Raw genomic sequence first — 17,832 nt, 5'->3', positions numbered from 1 at the left:
CATCGTGGGAGATGCTAGCCAGCCCGTCCGGGGGTTGCAGGTCGTGGCGGAGTGTCGGACGGCCGAACGGCTCGCGTGGCGGCTCTCGAGGCGGCATGTTGGAGCCATGCCCGCTCCGTCACCGCCCGACCCCGACCACCCGCCACACGCCGAACCCGTGCCACACGACAAGCACGCCGGGCACGACGAGGTCTTCGCCGAGGTGCTGCCGGCGGAGAAGGACGATCGGGTGGCCGAGCTTCAGCGGCGGGGGTTGGTGGTGGCGATGGTCGGCGACGGGGTGAACGACGCGCCGGCCCTGGCCTGGGCGGCCGGCTACAACGTGGTGGCGCTGCCGCTGGCCGCCGGGGTTCTGGCCTGGGCCGGCGTGGCGTTGAGCCCGGCGCTGGCCGCGGTGCTGATGTCGGCGTCCACCATCGTGGTGGCGCTCAACGCGCAGTTGCTGCGTCGGGTCCGTCTCGACCCCGCTCCGGGCTGAGGAGCGTCAGCCGCGCTTCATCAGTCGACCGACCGCCGCCATCATCTCGGTGGCCATCTCGTCGGCCCGACCCTCGGCGGCGCCCTCGTGCATGCAGTGCCGGGCGTGCCCGTCGAGCAGCCCGAGGGCCACCTTGTCGAGGGCGGCCTGGATGGCGGAGATCTGGGTGAGCACGTCGATGCAGTAGCGGTCGTCGTCGACCATTTTCTCGATGCCCCTGACCTGCCCCTCGACGCGGCGGAGCCGCGTGAGCAACTGGTCCTTGCTGGCGGTGTATCCGCGGATCGGGGTGGGTGCGGTCATGTCCACCAGGATAGCGTACCCCCTGGGGGTATGGTACGGTCGGTTCTGTTGAGATACCCCCACCGGGTACCGGTACCACGAAGGAGACGATCCAATGGTCAACACGACGTACCAGGTCCAGGGCATGACCTGCGGGCACTGCGTCAGCGCGGTGAGTGCCGAGGTCGGCGCCATCGCAGGGGTGCGCGACGTCCAGGTTGACCTCGCGGCCGGCCGGGTCACCGTCAGCAGCGATCAGCCCCTCGACCCGGCAGTTGTCCGGGCTGCCGTCGACGAGGCCGGCTACGACCTCGTCGACGCGTGATCGGAGGACGGGCATGCGCACCGTGACGAGACTGGCCGGGTTCGCCGTGGGCCTCGCGGCGGTCTTCGGCGCGACGTACGGGGTCGGCCGGGTGGTCGACAGCGCCCCGGTGGTCGAGGGCCGGCAGGACGGCGACGCCGCCCATGCGACGGGCGAGCCCGACGAGGCGACGGACCGGCTCCCCGGCGGCCTGCTCGTCTCCGACCGGGGCTACACCCTTCAACCGGTCGACGCCCCGGCCGGCGAGTTCGCCTTCCGGATCGCAGGCCCGGACGGCCGCCCGGTCACCCGGTACGACGTGGCGCACGACAAGCAGATGCACCTGATCGTCGCCCGTCGGGACCTCTCCGGCTTCCGTCACGTCCACCCCGAGCTGGCTCCGGACGGCACCTGGCGGGTCGACACCCCGCTCGCCGGCCCCGGGCAGTGGCGGGCGTTCGCCGACTTCACCCCGACCGGGGGTGAGCCGCTGACCCTCGGCGTGGACGTGACAGTCCCCGGCGAGTTGACCGAACGGCCGTTGCCCGACCCGACGACCAGCACCACAGTCGACGGCTACACGGTCACACTGACCGGTGCGCCGCAGCCCGGCCGCACGTCGTCGCTGACCCTGACCGTCAGCCGGGACGGGCAGCCGGTCACCGACCTGGAGCCCTACCTGGGCGCGTACGGGCACCTGGTGGCACTACGTCGGGGTGATCTGGCGTACCTGCACGTGCACCCGGACGGAACGCCCGACGATGGGCGCACCCGGCCCGGTCCGGCCGTCACCTTCCTCGCCGAGGTGCCCTCGGCCGGCAGCTACCGGCTCTACCTCGACTTCCGACACGGCGGGCGGGTGCACACCGCCGAGTTCACAGTGGTCGCCAGCGCTGCCCCGACCGGAGACGTCCCCACTCCGAGCGGACCCGCACCGACCGGCGGGACCGACCACGGCACCCCCGGGCACGGACACAACTGACGGGACCAGACGATGACCACCACCAGCAGACCGCTACCTGAGGCGCCGAACCGGATCGAACTGGCGATCGGCGGTATGACCTGCGCCGCGTGCGCGGCCCGGATCGAGAAGAAGCTCAACCGGATGGATGGGGTGAGCGCCACCGTCAACTACGCCACCGAGAAGGCGACCGTCCGGTACGCCGACGGCGTCACGCCGGACGACCTGATCGGGACCGTGCAGAAGACCGGTTACACGGCCGCGCTGCCGGCCCCGCCCAGCGCGGAGCCCCCGGTGGACCCGTTGCGGGGACCGCGTACCCGGCTCTGGGTGTCGGTGGCACTGAGCGTGCCGGTGGTCCTGCTGGCAATGGTCCCGGCCTGGCAGTTCGACTACTGGCAATGGTTGTCGCTGACCCTGGCCGCCCCGGTGGTGGTCTGGGGTGGGCTGCCGTTCCACCGGGCCGCCTGGACCAACCTGCGGCACGGCGCGGCCACCATGGACACCCTGGTGTCGCTCGGCACCCTGGCCGCGTTCGGCTGGTCGCTCTGGGCGCTCTTCCTCGGTGACGCGGGGATACCCGGGATGACGCACCCGTTCCGCTTCGACATCACCCGGACCGACGGCGCCGGCAACATCTACCTGGAGGCGGCCGCCGGGGTCACCGTGTTCATCCTGGCCGGTCGCTACTTCGAGGCCCGGTCCAAGCGGACGGCCGGCGCCGCCCTGCGCGCCCTGCTCGACCTCGGCGCCAAGGACGTGACGGTGCTGCGTGACGGCGTGGAGACCCTGATCCCCGTGGACCGGCTCGCCGTCGGTGACCGCTTCGTGGTCCGCCCCGGGGAGAAGATCGCCACCGACGGAGTGGTCGACGAGGGCACCTCCGCTGTCGACGCCAGCATGCTCACCGGTGAGTCGGTGCCGGTCGAGGTCGCCCCGGGTGACGGCGTGGTCGGCGCCACGATCAACGCGGATGGGCGGTTGATCGTCACCGCCACCCGGGTCGGCGCGGACACGCAGCTCTCCCGGATGGCCGACCTGGTGGAGCAGGCACAGAGCGGCAAGGCGGCAGTGCAGCGGCTGGCGGACCGGATCTCCGGGGTCTTCGTGCCGATCGTCATCACCCTCGCCGTCGGCACGCTCGGCTGGTGGCTCGGCACCGGGGCCGGCCCGACCGCCGCGTTCACCGCTGCCGTGGCCGTGCTGATCATCGCCTGTCCGTGCGCGCTCGGCCTGGCCACCCCGACCGCGCTGCTGGTCGGCACCGGTCGGGGCGCCCAGCTCGGCGTGCTCATCAAGGGCCCGGAGGTGCTGGAGTCGACCCGCCGGGTGGACACGGTGGTCCTCGACAAGACCGGCACCGTGACGACCGGCCGGATGACAGTGGTGGACGTGGTGCCGGCGAGCGGTGTGGAACGGGCCGAGCTGCTCCGGCTCGCCGGGGCGGTGGAGGCCGCCTCCGAGCACCCGATCGCCCGCGCGATAGCGGCCGCTGCCACCGATGAGGGCGTGCTGCCCCCGGTGACCGCCTTCGGCAACCTCGAGGGGCTGGGGGTGACCGGCACTGTCGACGGGCGGGCCGTGCTGGTCGGCCGGGTCCGGCTGCTGCGCGAGCGCGAGATCGACGTACCGCCGGAGGTCGAGTGGGCAGTGCGCGACGCGGAGGCCGCCGGGCGTACGGCGATCGTCGCCGGCTGGGACGGACGGGCCCGGGGCGTGCTCACGGTCGCCGACGTGGTCCGGCCGACCAGCCGGGCGGCGGTGGCGCGGCTGCGTGGGCTGGGGCTGACTCCGGTCCTGCTGACCGGGGACAACACCACAGTGGCTCGCGCGGTCGCCGCCGAGGTGGGCGTCGACGAGGTGATCGCCGAGGTGCTGCCGGCCGGGAAGGTCGACGTGATCAAGCGGCTCCAGGGCGAGGGGCGGTCGGTGGCGATGGTCGGTGACGGCGTCAACGACGCCCCGGCGCTGGCCCAGGCCGACCTGGGGCTGGCCATGGGCACCGGCGCCGACGTGGCGATCGAGGCGGCCGACCTCACTCTCGTCCGGGGCGACCTGGACGCCGCGGTGGACGCCATCCGGTTGTCCCGGCGCACCCTCGGCATCATCCGGGGCAACCTGTTCTGGGCGTTCGGCTACAACGTCGCGGCCCTGCCGTTGGCCGCCGCCGGGCTGCTCAACCCCATGATCGCGGGCGCAACGATGGCGCTGTCCTCGGTCTTCGTGGTGGCCAACAGCCTGCGGCTGCGTCGCTTCCGTCCGGCCGCTGCCGATCTGTGACGACGGTAATGGTTGGGCCGGTGACGACGGGGGTACGTCTGTGGTCGTAGCGACGCTTGCAATGCTTGCAATGGAGGTTGGCAATGGGTATCGACGACAAGATCAACAACGCCACCGAGGACGCGACCGGCAAGCTGAAGGAAGGCGCCGGTCGGGCCACCGACAACGAGCAGCTGGAGGCGGAGGGTCGCACTGACCAGTCCACCGCCAAGCTCAAGCAGGCGGGCGAGAAGATCAAGGACGCCTTCAAGAGCTGACGTACGACGTAACCCGCACGCCGGGCCGGTGACCATCACCGGCCCGGCGTGCTGTGTGTCCGACCCTTCACGTCGACCCTGAGATCCCCCTGATTCCGCTTCCGTCCCGTACCGCCGCACGGCAGTACCTGCTAACTTTCGTTGGCATGTGCAAGGGCTGGTTATGAGCACCGCTCCACCGCCGACCGGCGACGACCTGGTCCGGGTGCTGGCCACCCTGGCCAACCCGCACCGGCTGCGGGTCGTCGCCGCGCTGGCCCGTGAGCGTGCGTACGTCAGCGGGCTGGCCCGGCAACTGGGCATCAGTCGAGCGCTGTTGCAGGTCCACCTACGGAAGCTGGCGGCGGCCGGGCTGGTCACCGCCCGCCTGGAGTTGTCGGAGGACGGGAAGGCCATGAACTACTACGAGGTGGAGCCGTTCGTGCTCACACTCACCCCCGCGGTCATCGCGGCGGCGGTCGAGACGCTGACAGTGCCCGACTCGGGCGAGCAGCCGGGAGCACAGCGATGAGCGAGCACGACTGGACCGAGGTGGTCGGCGCGATCGGCATCTTCGCCTTCCTGATCAGCGTGGTCACTGTGACCGTCGTGCAGCTCGCCAAGACCCGGCGGGCCCGGTACGAGGCGGCGCGGGCGGACGACTACCGCCGGCTCGCCGAGACGGCCGCGCAGGCCCAGGCGGAGAACGCCCGACTGCTCGCGGCGATGGACGGTCGGCTGGGCGGGATGGAAACCCGGATGACCACGCTCGAACGCGTCCTGCGCGAGGTCGACTGACCCGGCGGACGAGAGAGGCCCCGGGCCGTCGAGCGGCTACTCGACGGCCCGGGTGGAAGCAGCATCACCTCGCCCAGTGGGCGAGTTTCACCGGCAACGCTCCTTCGAGGAGAGGACAGCACCTCATGCTGCGCGTACGCAAATCCGCAGTCGGCTGGGCCGTCGCCCTGACCCTGACAGCCGCCGGCCTGACCCCGGCGAACCCGGCCGCCGCCCGACCACAGCCCGCCCCGACGATCGACTGGCAGCCCTGCGCCGAGGACAGCAGCGCCGAGTGCGGCACCCTGTCGCTGCCGGTGGACTGGAACCGACCCGGGGGTGAGCGCTTCGACCTGTCGCTGGCCCGCCGGGTCGCCAAGCCGGCCACCCGGGAAGGCGCGCTGGTCTTCGGCCCCGGCGGGCCGGGCGACAGCGGGGTCGACCGGGTGGTGGACGGCAGCTCCCGGTTCAGCGCCGACCTGCGTGCCCGGTTCGACATCGTCAGCTTCGACCCCCGCGGCACCGGCGACAGCCACCCCGTGGTCTGTGCCCGGGACCTGCTCGCCCGGCAACCGCAACTGATCGCCGATCAGGCGCAGTTCGACGCCACGCTGGCCGACAACGCGCTGCTGCGCGCCGACTGCCGGGCCCGCACCGGGGCGCTGTACGACCACGTCGACACCACCAGCGCAGCCCGCGACCTGGACGCGGTCCGCGCCGCGCTCGGCGAGCGGCAGTTGACCTTCCACGGCAGCTCGTACGGCACCCTGCTCGGGCAGCGGTACGCCGAGCTGTACCCCGACCGGGTCCGGGCCATGGTGCTGGAGGCCACGCTGGACCACAGCGTCGGCACCCGCGCCTTCCTCGACAGCCAGGCCGCCACAGCAGAGGGCGCGTTCGACGAGTTCGTTGCCTGGTGTGACCGGTCCAGGGCCTGTGCCCTGCACGGTCGGGACTTCCGGGCGATCTGGGCCGGGCTGCACGCGCGGGCCGAGCGCGGCCTGCTGACCGACCCGAAGCGGCCCGGGGTGGTGCTGACCCCATTCGAATTGAGCCGGCTCACCCACAAGGAGTTCTACGACACCTGGCGGTGGCCGGGGCTGGCCGAGTGGCTGGGCAAGATGGATGCCCCCACCGCCATGCGAAGCGCCGGCCCATCGACCGGCGACGCCGTGGCTCCGTACCCCTTCGCGGTCTTCTGTCAGGACTGGAGCCTGCCGGTCCGCGACTACCGGGAGTACGCCGGACATCTGCGCCGGGCGGCCCGGCTCGCGCCGGACCTGCGCTACCCGCCGGCGCTGTTCGCCCTGGTCACCTGCCTGGACACCCCGACACCGGTCGCCAACCCGCAGCATCGGCTGCGGGTCCACACCGACGTGCCGCTGCTACTCGCCGCCACAGTGCACGACCCGGCCACGGGCTACGACTGGGCGCGCAACGTGGCGCGACAGTTGGGCCGGCGCGGCGCGGTGCTCACCTACCAGGGGTGGGGGCACGGCAGCTACAGCAGCAGCCCGTGCGTGCAACGAGCCGTCGACTCGTACCTGATCGATCAGGTGGTGCCCGCCCGGGGTGCCAGCTGCCCGGCCGTCGAACCCGAGGTGTGACCGCCGCTGCCGGCCGTCGGGACGCCCGGCGGCCGGCAGCGGTGTGCTCAGCGGCGGCGGGTGGCGCGAACGACCACGTCATGCAGCGGGGCCTCCCGGCCCGGCACCGTGCGGCGCTGCTCCTCGGCGGTGATGATCTCCCAGGTGGCGCTGTCCAGGCCCGAGGTGATGTCCGCGAGGGTGACCGATGCCTCGTCGGGCGGGTGGTGGCCGTGGCCGTGGCCGTGCCCCTGCTCGGTGGCTTTCGAGGTGTGCAGGTGCCCGACGATCAGGAGGGTGCCGCCGGGGGCCACCCACCCGGCGATGCGGTCGTAGAAGGCCAACTGCGGCATCGCGGGGTGCGCGTAGTGCGTCGTGACCAGGTCGAACCGCGTCTCCGGGGCCCAGGCCGTCAGGTCCGCCTCCACCCACCGCACGCGCTCGGAGACCCCGCTCGCCGTCGCGCGTTCGGCGGCCCGGGCGAGGGCGACGGGTGCGATGTCGACGGCGGTGACCTGCCAGCCGTGGGCGCCGAGCCAGATCGCCTCCGCGCCGGCGCCGCACCCGGCGTCCAACGCCGCGCCCGGCACCAGGCCGCCGGTCTCCCGGGCCAGGTACGGGTGGGCGGGACTCGTGCTCATCGCGCCGGGGCGGTCGTGGTGCGTCTGGTGCCAGTGCCGCTCCCAGTAGTCCTTGTCGAACTCGTGCTGCTCTGTCATCTGTGCCTGCTCCTTCGCGCGTCGCCCACGACTGTGATCGCGACCCGAGTAATGCGCAAAGATTGTTGCCAAAATGGCAAGGCGACGTCGCTCACCCCTGCCCGGTCATCCGGGCCGCCCGTCCCTCCAGGTAGCGCTGCTCGGGCCGGCTCGTGGTGCCCCGTGCCGCCATCAGGTACGCCTCCCGCGCCGCACCGACCTCCCCGGCCAGCTCCAACAGGTGACCCCGGACGGCGGCCAGCCGGTGGTGTCCCGCCGTGCGTTCGTCGTCGTCCAACGGCGTGAGCAGGGCGAGCCCGGCCCGGGGCCCGTCGACCATGGCAACCGCAACCGCCTGGTTGAGGGTGACCATCGGGTTCGGCGCGATCCGGGCCAGCAGTCGGTAGAGCGCGACGATCTGCCGCCAGTCCGTCTCCGCCGCCGTCGACGCCTCGGCGTGCACCGCGGCGATCGCCGCCTGGAGCTGGTACGGGCCGGGCGGCGACCAGGTCAGCGCCTCGGTGATCAGGGCGACGCCCTCCGCGATGGCGGCGGCGTCCCACCGGGAGCGGTCCTGCTCGGCCAGCGGCACCAACTCCCCGTCCGGCCCCACCCGGGCCGCCCGGTGCGCGTCGGTCAGCAGCATCAGCGCCAGCAGCCCGGCAACCTCGCCGTCGTCGGGCAGCAGCCCGCGCAGGATGCGGGCCAGCCGGATCGCCTCGCCGGTCAGCTCGGCCCGGCGCAGGTCCGGGCCACTGGACGCGGTGTAGCCCTCGTTGAAGATCAGGTAGAGCACCCGCAGCACCGTTGTAAGCCGCTCGCCCCGCTCGGCCGGCCCGGGCATGGTGAACCGTGCCCCGGCAGCCTCGATCCGCTGCTTGGCCCGCCGGATCCGTTGACTCATCGTCGCCTCGGGCACCAGGTGCGCCCGGGCGATCTGGGCGGTGCTGAGACCGCCGACCGCCCGCAGGGTGAGCGCCACCTGCGCCGATCCGGGCAGCGCCGGGTGGCAGCAGAGGAACAGCAGCGTGAGGGTGTCGTCGTCGGCCGGAACGGCGGGCTCCGCGTCCGCCGCGGGCGCCACCCCGGCGTACGCCGGCTCGCGTCGCGCCACCGCCACCTCGCGGTCCCGGCGCGCGCTCTCGCTGCGCCACTCGTCGGTGAGGCGGCGGGTGGCCACTGTGAGCAACCAGGCGCGCGGATTGTCCGGTACGCCCTGCCCGGGCCACTGCGTCGCGGCGGCGAGCAGCGCCTCCTGAACCGCGTCCTCGCACCTGTCGAACTGTCCGTGCCGACGGACCAGCAGGCCGAGGACCTGCGGCGCGAAGGTGCGCAGCAGATCCTCGACCGTCCGGTCCTCGGTCACATCTCCGTCCCGGCCTCGTCCATGATCGGGCGGACCTCCATCGCGCCGCCGTACCGGACGTCCGGCCAGCGGGCGGCGATCTCGGCGGCCCGCTGCGGGCTGTCGCAGTCGACGGCCAGGTAGCCGGCGAACTGCTCCTTGCTCTCCATGAACGGGCCGTCGAGAACCTCGGGACTGCCGTCCACGAGCCGGACCGTCAACGTCTGCGACGGATTGGCCAACGCCTGGCCGCCGATCAGCTCGCCGGTCTCGGTCAGCTCCTTCATGATCTCGTCGACCTCACCGAAGAGGGCGGTGCGATCCTGCTCGCTCAGCTCCTCGGTGAAGCCGGGCCGGTTCCAGATCAGCAGCATGTACTTCACGGCGATGCTCCTCAGGCTCTGGTCGCACCCCGATCGGGGCGCGACTCACCGGAGGGTCGGAGCCGTTCCCCCGATCCCTACCGCGTACCGAAGAACATCGCAGAAACGTCCGCCGGGGGCGTTCCCACGCCGGACGGGCCGAGATCGAGGCCCGGTCAGCGGAACAGCGTTCAGCGCGGATCGGGTCGGCCGGGCACCTGTCGGGGCTTCCGGGCGCCGCCGACGTCCAGCGAAGCCCGGTCGGCGGCCGAGGTGCCGGACGACCAGCCTTCCGCGTCGCGCACGCTGAGCCGGTGCCGGGTGACGCCGGGGAAAAGCGTGTCCAACCGCTCCCGGACCGCCTCACCCCGCGCCGCGAGCACCGGCAACAGCCGTTCCGCCCCGGCCGTCTCGGCCGCCGCCTGGTCCGCCGCGTCGGTGGCCGCCTCGGTTGCCGCCCGCAGCCGCTCGCCGATCCGCAGCGCGAACGCGTTGAGGAAGGACTCGTCCCAGACCTTCGTCCGTCGCCCCGACCCCGGCCGGCGCTCGGCACGCCCGCGCAGCATCGCCGCCGTGGCCTGGACCAGCAGCGACGTGTAGAGCAACTCCACCGCCACCAGATCGGCCGGCCAGCCCAGCACTGTGGCGAAGCCCAGATCGTCGGACCAGACCGCCTCGCACCGGTTCGCCGCCGCCACCTCCTGCACCAGCAGCGCCTTCGCGCCGGCGTACGGGGCGTCGGTGCTCAGGCGGACGCCGCCGGGCAGGTCCCCGCGCTCCGACCCGGCCGCCAGCAGTGCCTCGTCGATGCTGTGCCGGGCGATCAGCTCCTGGGCCTTCCCCGTCAGCGCCTCCGCCTCCGCCGGGAAGGTGGTCGACTCGGCCTTCGCCAGCAGCGCTCGTACCCGATCCAGCATCGGCGACCCACTGCGAGCCGAGCCGCCCGTGCGGGGCAGTGCCGCGCCGCTCGTGCCCGGCGGTGGGCGCAGCACCGCGATCGGCGGCAGGCTCTCCACCAGCGCGAGAGTGTCCACGGCCGCGCGGAGCGCGTCGGCCCGGTCCAGACCCTCCCGGCTGGCCCAGCCGGTGAGCACGCTCCGGTCGGCACCAGTCTCGGTGGCCGCCAGCTCGCGTAGCTGCTCGTCCCACCAGGCCGGGACCGGCTCGGCCTGATCGCGCCGCTGGGCGGCCATCGCGGCACGGACCAGCCGGGCAGCGCGGGCGTCGAGCCGTCGACTGGTGATCCGGTCCACGTCGACCGGCTGCCAACCGCGCGGCCAGAGCCGGCCGAGGCCGCGCACCAGGCGACGCAGCAGAGCGGCGTCCACTGCCGTGGCGCCGTCCGCGGCGCCGGTGCCGACCATCAGGTGGTCCAGCTGCCGTTCGGCCTGCCGTACGTCAGTGCCGCGCACCGCCGCGAGCGCGTTGGCGACGAGTTCGTCCGCGTCCGGCACGGGCACCTCCTTCTCGAGATCTGGCTGTCGCTGCCCCTCCAGGCTCCATGATCATGCCGCCCGTGGCCCGGGAGTCACGAAACGGGGATGTGCCATCGGCCCGTTGGGCCTTCCCGCCGCTCTGGCCCGGCATGTTTCATGCGGTTCGGGGTATTTCCGACCCGATACAGCTGACTGCGAGGTGTGTGGTGGTCGATTCGAGCCTGCCGAGGCCCCGTTCCACCGACGTACGCTCCTCCACGCTCGTCGGCGTCCTGATCGGCATCGCAATCATGGCTGCGGTGGACGAGATCGTCTTCCACCAGTTGCTCGCGTGGCACCACTTCTACGACCGGTCCACGCCATCGGTGGCGCTGCTCTCCGACGGGCTGCTGCACGCCGCCGAGCTGATCATCCTGGTCGGCGGGTTCTTCTGGTTCGCCGACCTGCGTCGACGACGTGCCCTGTCGAACCGGCTGGCGTGGGGTGGCTTCCTGCTCGGTGCCGGAGGGTTCCAGGTCTTCGACGGGGTGGTCGACCACAAGGTGCTCCGGCTGCACCAGATCCGCTACGGCGTACACCTGCTGCCGTACGACGTGCTGTGGATCGCGTCCGGCGCGGTGCTGCTGTTGGCCGGTGCCGGGGTGGTGTGGTGGGCCCGGTCCCGGCGGCCCGACTCCGGCCCCCGATGACGGTGGCCGGGCCGCTGGCGCACGCTGGGCACGGTGCGGCCGGGCCGAGCTGGTTCCCGCTGTTCCCGGTCGCGTTGTTGGCGGTCGCCTACGTGCTGGTCGCCGTCCGAGACCCACGGGGTTGGGACCACCGGCGTACCGCGGCCTGGCTGGTCGGCTGCGCCCTGCTGGCGGTCGCCGTCGGGCCGCTCGCCCAAATCCCCGACAACCCGAGCGGGCACATGGCGCAGCACCTGCTGCTCGGCATGCTGGCCCCGCTCGGGCTGGTGCTCGGCGCCCCGGTGACGCTGTTGCTACACGTCGCGCCTCCGCCGATGCGCCGGCTGGTGGGACGGCTGCTGCGCGCCCGCCCGCTGCACCTGCTCGCCCACCCGTTCACCGCCGCGCTGCTGACCACCGGCGGGTTGGCGCTGGTGCTGCTCACCCCGCTGTACGCGGCGGCCGAACGTCACCCCGTCCTGCACCACGCCGTGCACCTGCACTACCTGGCCGCCGGGTACCTCTTCGCCTGGTCGTTGGCCGGGCCGGACCCGGCGCCGCGTCGCCCGGCACTGGCGGTCCGGGTCGGCGCGCTACTGGCCGCGGCGGCCGGCCACGCCGTGCTGGCCAAGTACCTGTACGCCCAGGCCGAAAACCTTCCGCCCGGCCTCACCGACCGGGACCCGGAAGCGTTCCGCTCGGCCGCCCAACTCATGTACTACGGCGGCGACCTGGCAGAGCTGCTCCTGGCGGCGGCCCTCTTCGCCACCTGGTACCAAACCCGCCGCCGCCCTCACCCGCCCCCACCCCCGTTGATCAAGAAGTTTGCGTCGTCGGAAGGCAATTCCTTGACGCAAACCTCTTGATCAGCTCGAAGGCGGGGTGGCCAGTGCTGCGGAGAGTCGGCGGAAGAACGATCGGATGTCGTCCTCACTGTGGTGCGTCTCAGCCTGGTCGTTCAGCGGGCCCGAATAGCGCAGCGCCTGGTCCAGCGCGTCCCGCGTCTCAGCCCGGTCTCCCGGGTAGAGCCCGGCAATCACCCCGTCGACGACCCGGGTCACTACCGAGTCGTCGAGCACCCGGTCGAACTGGATCCCGTACAGGATTCCGTTGACGTGGCCCTTCCAACTGTCCGTACCCATGCTCGTCGACTCCCCTAGAAGATCTGGCTGCCGTCCCAGGCAAGGATCGGAACCCCGCCGACGCCGTTGCGCTTGAACTCGGCGTCGAGATTGGCCATGTGGCTCACATCGGGCTGGTAATGACCGCTGCGTGCCGTCGCGTACTGGACCCTACCGTCCTTTACAACCAACTCGCCCGCCGCGGCGACCGGCTGCCCGTTGCCCAGCGTGGAGTGGTGGAAGTCGCCGACCTTCTGGTAGTTGGACGCATAGAGGTTGCCGTTCCGGTCCATTACGAAGATCGCCTGACCGTTGCCGCTGAACACGGTCTGAGCGCTCGACGTGTCGAACGGCTCGCCGCTTCTGGCGCTGCGCAACATGCCGTTGCTGTCGAAGAAGACTCGGTGTTGTTCGAGTTCCTCTGGACTGAGCCGGCGCACCGCCGTCGGGAAGTGCCCTCCGGGCAGGTGCTCGTTGCGGTACTTGTCGAGCATCGGCTTCGTGTTGTGGTAGCGCGGGACGCTATGCGGGCCGGGTACGGCGGGTCGTCCGGGGCCACCGGGCTTCGCGCCCTTGCGGTTAAAACGTCGTAGCAGTGTCTTCGCACGCTTCAACAACCGCGGAATGATCTCCTTGACGACCCGCTCGATGATCTCCTTGATGATTCGCTGGATCGCCATCCGGGCCAAGCCGATCGAGACGGGGATCGAGGCCAGCGAGGAGCCGAGGCTGGGTGCCGCTGCCGCCAACGCAATCGCTACCTGCACCACCAGAATCGTCAGCTGGACGATGACGAGGACCTTCTGGGTCAGGGTGATGATGGCCATCGCCAGCAACGCCATGCCAATCAGTTCGGCTGCCTGAGCGCCGTCCTCCATCCGGCGCGGTGCACCCTCCTCGTCCTGCCACGCCTGCTCGAACGCGCGAACGTCGTCCCCGCTGTTCGTCATCCCGACCTTCGCTGCGCCCGCCTCAGCCTCCCCGACCGCCGTGCGCAGCCGGCCGGCGAACGCGAACCACAGTTGGGACGCTTGGAAGAGCAGTTCCTCGTCGGCAGCCGGCCAGGTGAATCCGACCCAGCCCAGGGCTTCGGCGAGTTCAGGAGGGAGCTGCATACCCATTGGGCAGCTCCATCCTCGTGAAGAGTTCGGCATTTGCGATGTCGGTCGCCTCGTGGGCGTCGGCACCGGCGTCGAGGTTCCCGGCGGCCTCCAACAACTGGTCGGCCATCGACCGGTAAACGTCGAGCGCATGCGTTAGGACTTCCACGTACGCGGCACCAAACAGCGAGCCGGCCTCGTCGGCGCCCCACGGATTACCCGCTCCGTTCACCGTCGACTCGAGGCCGGCGATCTCCTCGCCGAGTTGCTGGCCGGTTGTCGCGAGCGATGCGGCCGCGCCGTGGAGAGCCTCGAGGTCAACCTGAATCCCGTCGGACATGACTCAGCGCTGGCCCATCCGGCGTGTGGCGACGTCCAGGTCGCCAATCATCTGCTGGAGACCCCGGAACGCGTCTTCCGAGACACGCGCGAGCTGCTGGCTGAGGGCCACGGTGTCGACGTGAGCGGCTGCCGTCAGCTCAGCTCTGCGGGCGCGCTCGTCGGCCTGTGCTGCCTGGACCGCCTCCAGGACGTACTCAGCGATGGCGCCGGTGCCGCCCCGGGACAGACTCGGGTCGATCACCAGGGTCTGCAGGGCGCCGAAGGCGGAGACTTCCGCCTCGACGAGACCGTTCCCGCCAGTGCCCCGCCCCGTCATCTGGTCGACGGCTGGTGTGGCCCGGTCATCCTGCTCGTCGGTGCCGTCCGGCTGCGCCGTGGGAGAACCCGGAACTTGGCTCAGCAGGCCCATCGCCTCTTCGAGTGAGCGGCTGAGGCCGGCCGGGTCGATCCCGCTCGCCATGCTCGTCCCCTTTGGGTCTGCGGTCCACGATCAGGACGACGGTATCAACGCGCCATCTGCGAGGCTGCCCCGAAGCGCGTCCCCTGTGGAGCGCCGCGACCGCTGATCGCCGAGATCACTGCCAGTTGGTGAGGATCTCCTCGACCGGTAGGACATTTTGCTCCGGATCTGGTGCTGGGGTGGGCCGGTCGGTCGGGGTGCGGTCGAAGCGGGGTGCGGGGGCCGGCTGGATCTCGCCGCCCACCTCGACAAACGTGCCCCGGGCCGCGTTGTGCGGGTGCGCGTGCGCCTCGCCGGGGGCGAGCACCGGCGCGACGCAGGCGTCCAGGTCGGCGAAGACCGCCGTCCACTCGTCCCGGGTGTGCTCGGCGAATCGTTCGGTGAACCGGCGGCGCAGCTCGTCCCAGCCACTCGGGTCGTACTGGGCGGGCAGGTCCGGGTCGTCGGCGAGGCCGAGGCCGGTGAGCAGTACGGCGTAGAAGGCCGGTTCCATCGCGCCGACCGCCATGAATCCACCGTCGGCGGTGGCGTACGTGTCGTAGAACGGCGCCCCGCCGTCGAAGATGTTGCGCCCGCGCGGGGCCGCCCACAGGCCGGTGCCGAGCAGCCCGTGCAGGAACGAGGTGAGCAGCGCCGAGCCGTCCACCATCGCCGCGTCGACCACCTGGCCGAAGCCGGAGCGCTCCCGCTCCAGCAGCGCGGCCAGCACCCCGACGGCGAGCAGCATCCCGCCGCCGCCGAAGTCGCCGAGCAGGTTCATCGGCGCGTACGGGCGCTCGCCGGCCCGTCCCAGCGGCTCCAACGCCCCGGCCACCGCGATGTAGTCGATGTCGTGTCCGGCTCGGGCTGCCAGCGGGCCGTCCTGACCCCAGCCGGTCATCCGCGCGTACACCAGTCGGGGGTTGCGGGCGTGGCACACCTCCGGCCCGAAGCCGAGCCGCTCGGCCACCCCGGGCCGGTACGCCTCGACCAGCACGTCCGCCCGCTCGGCAAGACGCAGCAGGTCCGCCACCCCGGCCGGTGACTTCAGGTCCAGTGCGGTAACCCGCCGTCCGCGTTGCAACGGCCCGCTGGTCGGTGCGGCCAGTCGGCCCGCGCCCGGTGCGCCCGGCCGGTCCACCCGCACCACGTCCGCGCCGAGGTCGGCGAGCACCATGCAGCCGAACGGCGCCGGGGCGAGGCTGGCCAGCTCGACCACCCGCACCCCGGCCAGCGGCCCGCCGCGTGCCGCCATCACGCGACGTCAGCCGGTTCGACCCGAAGGGCGGCGAGCCGGTCGGCCAGGTCGGCGGGGGGCGTGAACCGGTCGCCGTAGCGGCCGGCCAACTCGGTGGCACGGGCCGCGAAGCCGGCCGGGCCGCCCGCGTACTGCCGGACGTAGCGGATCACCCCGCCCGTCCACGCCGGGAAGCCGATGCCGAAGATCGAGCCGATGTTGGCGTCGGTCTCGGTGCGCAGCACCCCCTCGTCGATGCAGCGCAGCGCATCCAGCGCCTCGGCGAAGAGCATCCGCTCCTGGAGGTCGGTGAACGGCACCGCCCGACCCGCGTCGGTGGTCAGGTCGGCGAGGCCGGACCACAGCCGGCCCCGGGTGCCGTCGTCATAGGAGTAGAAACCTCGTCCTCCGGCGCGCCCCGGCCGGTCGTACGCGTCGACCAGCTCGTCCACCAGACGGTGCGCCGGCAGCGGGCGGAACTCGTCGCTGGCCGCCTCGAACTGGCGGCGAATCCGCTGGATCAGCGTGAGACCGACCTCGTCGGCCAGCGCCAGCGGACCGGTCGGGTAGCCGGCTTGAAGGGCGGCCTGCTCCACCGATGCGGCGGGGACACCCTCGGCGACCATGCCGACCGCCTCGTCGATGAACCTGCCGATCACGCGGCTGGTGAAGAAACCCCGGCCGTCGTTGACCACGATCGGGGTCTTGCCGATCAGCCGGCCCAGGTCGAACGCCCGGGCCAGCGCCACGTCGCCGGTCCGCTCGCCCACCACGATCTCCAGCAACGGCATCCGGTCCACCGGAGAGAAGAAGTGCATGCCGATGAAGTCCGCCGGCCGGTCCACGCCGGCGGCCAGGCCGGTGATCGGCAGGGTGGAGGTGTTGGAGGCGAGCAGCGCGTCGGGTGCCAGTACGGGCAGCACCTCGGCGAAGACCTGCTGTTTCAGCGCCGGGTCCTCGAAGACCGCCTCGATGACCGCGTCGCAGCCGGCCAGCGCGTCCACCTGGTCGGTGGTGGTGATCCGGTCCAGTACGGCGCGGGCGTCCGCCTCGGTCGTGCGACCCTTGCGTACCGCACGGGCCAGCAACCGCTCGGCGTGCTCCCGGGCCCGGCCGGCGGCCTCCGGTGTGACGTCCTTGACCACGACGTCCAGCCCGGCGCTGGCGCAGGCGTACGCGATGCCCGCGCCCATCATGCCGGCCCCGAGCACCGCCACCCGGCGTACCGGTGCGGCGTCCACGTCGGCTGGTCGGGCCGCACCGCCGTTGACGGCCTTCAGGTCGAAGAAGAACGCACCGATCATGTTCTTGGCGACCTGCCCGGTGAGCAGGCCGATCAGGTACCGGGTCTCCACGGTCAGGGCGGTCTCCAGGTCGACCTGTGCGCCCTCGACGGCGGCGGCGAGGATCGCCTCGGGCGCGGGCAGCCGGGCACCCTTGAGCTGCTTGCGCAGCGTCGCCGGGAAGGCGGGCAGTTGCGCGGCCAGCGAGCGGCTGGCCGGGGTTCCGCCGGGCATCCGATAGTCCGGTCGGTCCCACGGCTGTGCCGGGTGCGGGTTCGCTGCGATCCACGCGCGGGCGTGTTCCAGCAGCTCCGTCGGAGTGGCGACCACCTCGTCGACGATGCCGGTGGCCAGCGCCTCGGCCGGGCGCATCCGCCGGCCGGTGAGCAGCACCGTGGTCAGCGCGCCGGCCAGGCCGAGCATCCGCACGGTCCGGGTGACGCCGCCCGCCCCGGGCAGCAGCCCCAGGGTCACCTCGGGCAGCCCGAGCCGGCTGCCGGGCGCGTCCAGCGCGATCCGGTGGTGGCAGGCGAGCGCGATCTCCAGGCCACCGCCGAGGGCGGAGCCGTTGACAGCGGCGACCACCGGTCGGCCCAGCGTCTCCAGGCGGCGCAGGTCCCGCTTGATGGTGCCGAGCAGGTCTGCCAGGTCGGGCGCGTCGGCGCGGGTGGCCCGGATCATCTCGGGCAGGTCGCCGCCGGCGAAGAAGGTCGACTTCGCGCTGGTAACGATGACGCCGACGAGATCGTTCTCGGCCTCCAGCCGGTCCATCACGGCGCTCATCGAGGCGGCGTACGCCCGGTTCATCGTGTTGGCGGACTGGGTGGGGTCGTCCAGGGTGAGCGTGACGATGCCGTCGGCGCCGCGGTCGTACCGGATGGTGTTGGTCATGGTCGT

General features: G+C 72.2%; 20 protein-coding genes and 1 pseudogene. 10 read left to right on the top strand and 11 right to left on the bottom strand.

Annotation, left to right across the window (positions count from 1 at the left end):
* Positions 1–133 precede the first annotated feature (133 nt).
* Positions 134–478: pseudogene (locus ACIA47_RS07740) on the top strand (HAD family hydrolase); the annotation flags it as partial.
* Between the two features lie 6 nt (positions 479–484).
* Here ACIA47_RS07740 and ACIA47_RS07735 read toward each other — a convergent pair.
* The gene (locus tag ACIA47_RS07735; RefSeq protein ID WP_088951268.1) at positions 485–781 is read right to left on the bottom strand and encodes a metal-sensitive transcriptional regulator; all 297 of its coding nucleotides are present in this window, start codon (positions 779–781) and stop codon (positions 485–487) included.
* A 94-nt stretch (positions 782–875) separates the two neighbouring features.
* Between ACIA47_RS07735 and ACIA47_RS07730 the strand changes: the two genes are divergently transcribed.
* From ACIA47_RS07730 to ACIA47_RS07700, 7 genes are all read left to right on the top strand, one after another.
* Positions 876–1,085: a heavy-metal-associated domain-containing protein gene (locus ACIA47_RS07730; protein ID WP_112725906.1), complete on the top strand. Its 210-nt coding sequence runs from the start codon at positions 876–878 to the stop codon at positions 1,083–1,085.
* A 13-nt stretch (positions 1,086–1,098) separates the two neighbouring features.
* On the top strand, positions 1,099–2,046 hold the full coding sequence (locus tag ACIA47_RS07725; RefSeq protein WP_396706313.1) for a hypothetical protein: 948 nt from the start codon (positions 1,099–1,101) through the stop codon (positions 2,044–2,046).
* A 12-nt stretch (positions 2,047–2,058) separates the two neighbouring features.
* Positions 2,059–4,305, top strand: coding sequence for a heavy metal translocating P-type ATPase (locus ACIA47_RS07720; protein ID WP_396706311.1), 2,247 nt, complete (start codon positions 2,059–2,061; stop codon positions 4,303–4,305).
* Between the two features lie 83 nt (positions 4,306–4,388).
* Positions 4,389–4,562 carry a CsbD family protein gene (locus ACIA47_RS07715; RefSeq protein WP_203121024.1) on the top strand — a complete coding sequence of 58 codons (174 nt, stop codon included), beginning with the start codon at positions 4,389–4,391 and terminating at the stop codon, positions 4,560–4,562.
* A 163-nt stretch (positions 4,563–4,725) separates the two neighbouring features.
* Positions 4,726–5,073, top strand: a complete 348-nt coding sequence (locus ACIA47_RS07710; protein ID WP_124818380.1) for an ArsR family transcriptional regulator — start codon at positions 4,726–4,728, stop codon at positions 5,071–5,073.
* Positions 5,070–5,339, top strand: coding sequence for a hypothetical protein (locus ACIA47_RS07705; RefSeq protein ID WP_203121026.1), 270 nt, complete (start codon positions 5,070–5,072; stop codon positions 5,337–5,339). The genes ACIA47_RS07710 and ACIA47_RS07705 overlap by 4 nt, the downstream gene beginning before the upstream one ends.
* Before the next feature lie 125 nt (positions 5,340–5,464).
* Positions 5,465–6,925, top strand: coding sequence for an alpha/beta hydrolase (locus ACIA47_RS07700; protein ID WP_396706308.1), 1,461 nt, complete (start codon positions 5,465–5,467; stop codon positions 6,923–6,925).
* A 47-nt stretch (positions 6,926–6,972) separates the two neighbouring features.
* Here ACIA47_RS07700 and ACIA47_RS07695 read toward each other — a convergent pair whose 3' ends face one another.
* The 4 genes from ACIA47_RS07695 to ACIA47_RS07680 form a co-directional block, all read right to left on the bottom strand.
* Positions 6,973–7,623, bottom strand: coding sequence for an SAM-dependent methyltransferase (locus tag ACIA47_RS07695; protein ID WP_396706306.1), 651 nt, complete (start codon positions 7,621–7,623; stop codon positions 6,973–6,975).
* A 91-nt stretch (positions 7,624–7,714) separates the two neighbouring features.
* Positions 7,715–8,968 (bottom strand): DUF6596 domain-containing protein, encoded by a 1,254-nt coding sequence (locus ACIA47_RS07690; protein ID WP_203121031.1) that lies wholly within the window; start codon positions 8,966–8,968, stop codon positions 7,715–7,717.
* A complete protein-coding gene (locus ACIA47_RS07685) occupies positions 8,965–9,321 on the bottom strand; it encodes a YciI family protein (RefSeq protein ID WP_225855046.1) in 357 nt (118 codons plus the stop codon). The genes ACIA47_RS07690 and ACIA47_RS07685 overlap by 4 nt, the downstream gene beginning before the upstream one ends.
* Positions 9,322–9,500: 179 nt before the next feature.
* Positions 9,501–10,763 carry a DUF2786 domain-containing protein gene (locus ACIA47_RS07680; protein WP_203121032.1) on the bottom strand — a complete coding sequence of 421 codons (1,263 nt, stop codon included), beginning with the start codon at positions 10,761–10,763 and terminating at the stop codon, positions 9,501–9,503.
* Positions 10,764–10,951: 188 nt separating this feature from the next.
* On the opposite strand from ACIA47_RS07680, the gene ACIA47_RS07675 reads away from it, so the two are divergent.
* Together ACIA47_RS07675 and ACIA47_RS07670 are read left to right on the top strand one after the other, a co-directional pair.
* A complete protein-coding gene (locus tag ACIA47_RS07675) occupies positions 10,952–11,434 on the top strand; it encodes a DUF2243 domain-containing protein (protein WP_396706303.1) in 483 nt (160 codons plus the stop codon).
* On the top strand, positions 11,395–12,279 hold the full coding sequence (locus ACIA47_RS07670) for a cytochrome c oxidase assembly protein (RefSeq protein ID WP_396706301.1): 885 nt from the start codon (positions 11,395–11,397) through the stop codon (positions 12,277–12,279). The genes ACIA47_RS07675 and ACIA47_RS07670 overlap by 40 nt, the downstream gene beginning before the upstream one ends.
* On the opposite strand, the gene ACIA47_RS07665 is transcribed toward ACIA47_RS07670, so the two are convergent.
* The 6 genes from ACIA47_RS07665 to ACIA47_RS07640 all read right to left on the bottom strand — a co-directional run bounded on the left by ACIA47_RS07665 (position 12,280) and on the right by ACIA47_RS07640 (position 17,826).
* A complete protein-coding gene (locus ACIA47_RS07665) occupies positions 12,280–12,555 on the bottom strand; it encodes a hypothetical protein (RefSeq protein ID WP_203121035.1) in 276 nt (91 codons plus the stop codon). It abuts the gene before it with no gap.
* Between the two features lie 14 nt (positions 12,556–12,569).
* Entirely contained in the window at positions 12,570–13,655 is a 1,086-nt protein-coding gene (locus ACIA47_RS07660; RefSeq protein ID WP_396706299.1) for a hypothetical protein, read from the bottom strand.
* Positions 13,633–13,974, bottom strand: a complete 342-nt coding sequence (locus ACIA47_RS07655) for a WXG100 family type VII secretion target (protein WP_396706297.1) — start codon at positions 13,972–13,974, stop codon at positions 13,633–13,635. Before ACIA47_RS07655 ends, ACIA47_RS07660 begins: the two co-directional genes overlap by 23 nt.
* A 3-nt stretch (positions 13,975–13,977) precedes the next feature.
* Positions 13,978–14,436 (bottom strand): YbaB/EbfC family nucleoid-associated protein, encoded by a 459-nt coding sequence (locus ACIA47_RS07650; RefSeq protein ID WP_203121037.1) that lies wholly within the window; start codon positions 14,434–14,436, stop codon positions 13,978–13,980.
* A gap of 115 nt (positions 14,437–14,551) precedes the next feature.
* Positions 14,552–15,670, bottom strand: coding sequence for a CaiB/BaiF CoA transferase family protein (locus tag ACIA47_RS07645; protein ID WP_396706295.1), 1,119 nt, complete (start codon positions 15,668–15,670; stop codon positions 14,552–14,554).
* On the bottom strand, positions 15,670–17,826 hold the full coding sequence (locus ACIA47_RS07640) for a 3-hydroxyacyl-CoA dehydrogenase NAD-binding domain-containing protein (protein ID WP_396706293.1): 2,157 nt from the start codon (positions 17,824–17,826) through the stop codon (positions 15,670–15,672). Before ACIA47_RS07640 ends, ACIA47_RS07645 begins: the two co-directional genes overlap by 1 nt.
* Positions 17,827–17,832 lie beyond the last annotated feature (6 nt).

The sequence above is a fragment of the Micromonospora sp. NPDC051227 genome (genome assembly GCF_044455385.1).
In the GTDB taxonomy this organism is placed as follows: Bacteria; Actinomycetota; Actinomycetes; order Mycobacteriales; family Micromonosporaceae; genus Micromonospora.
This window is presented reverse-complemented; position numbering and strand designations above follow the sequence as displayed.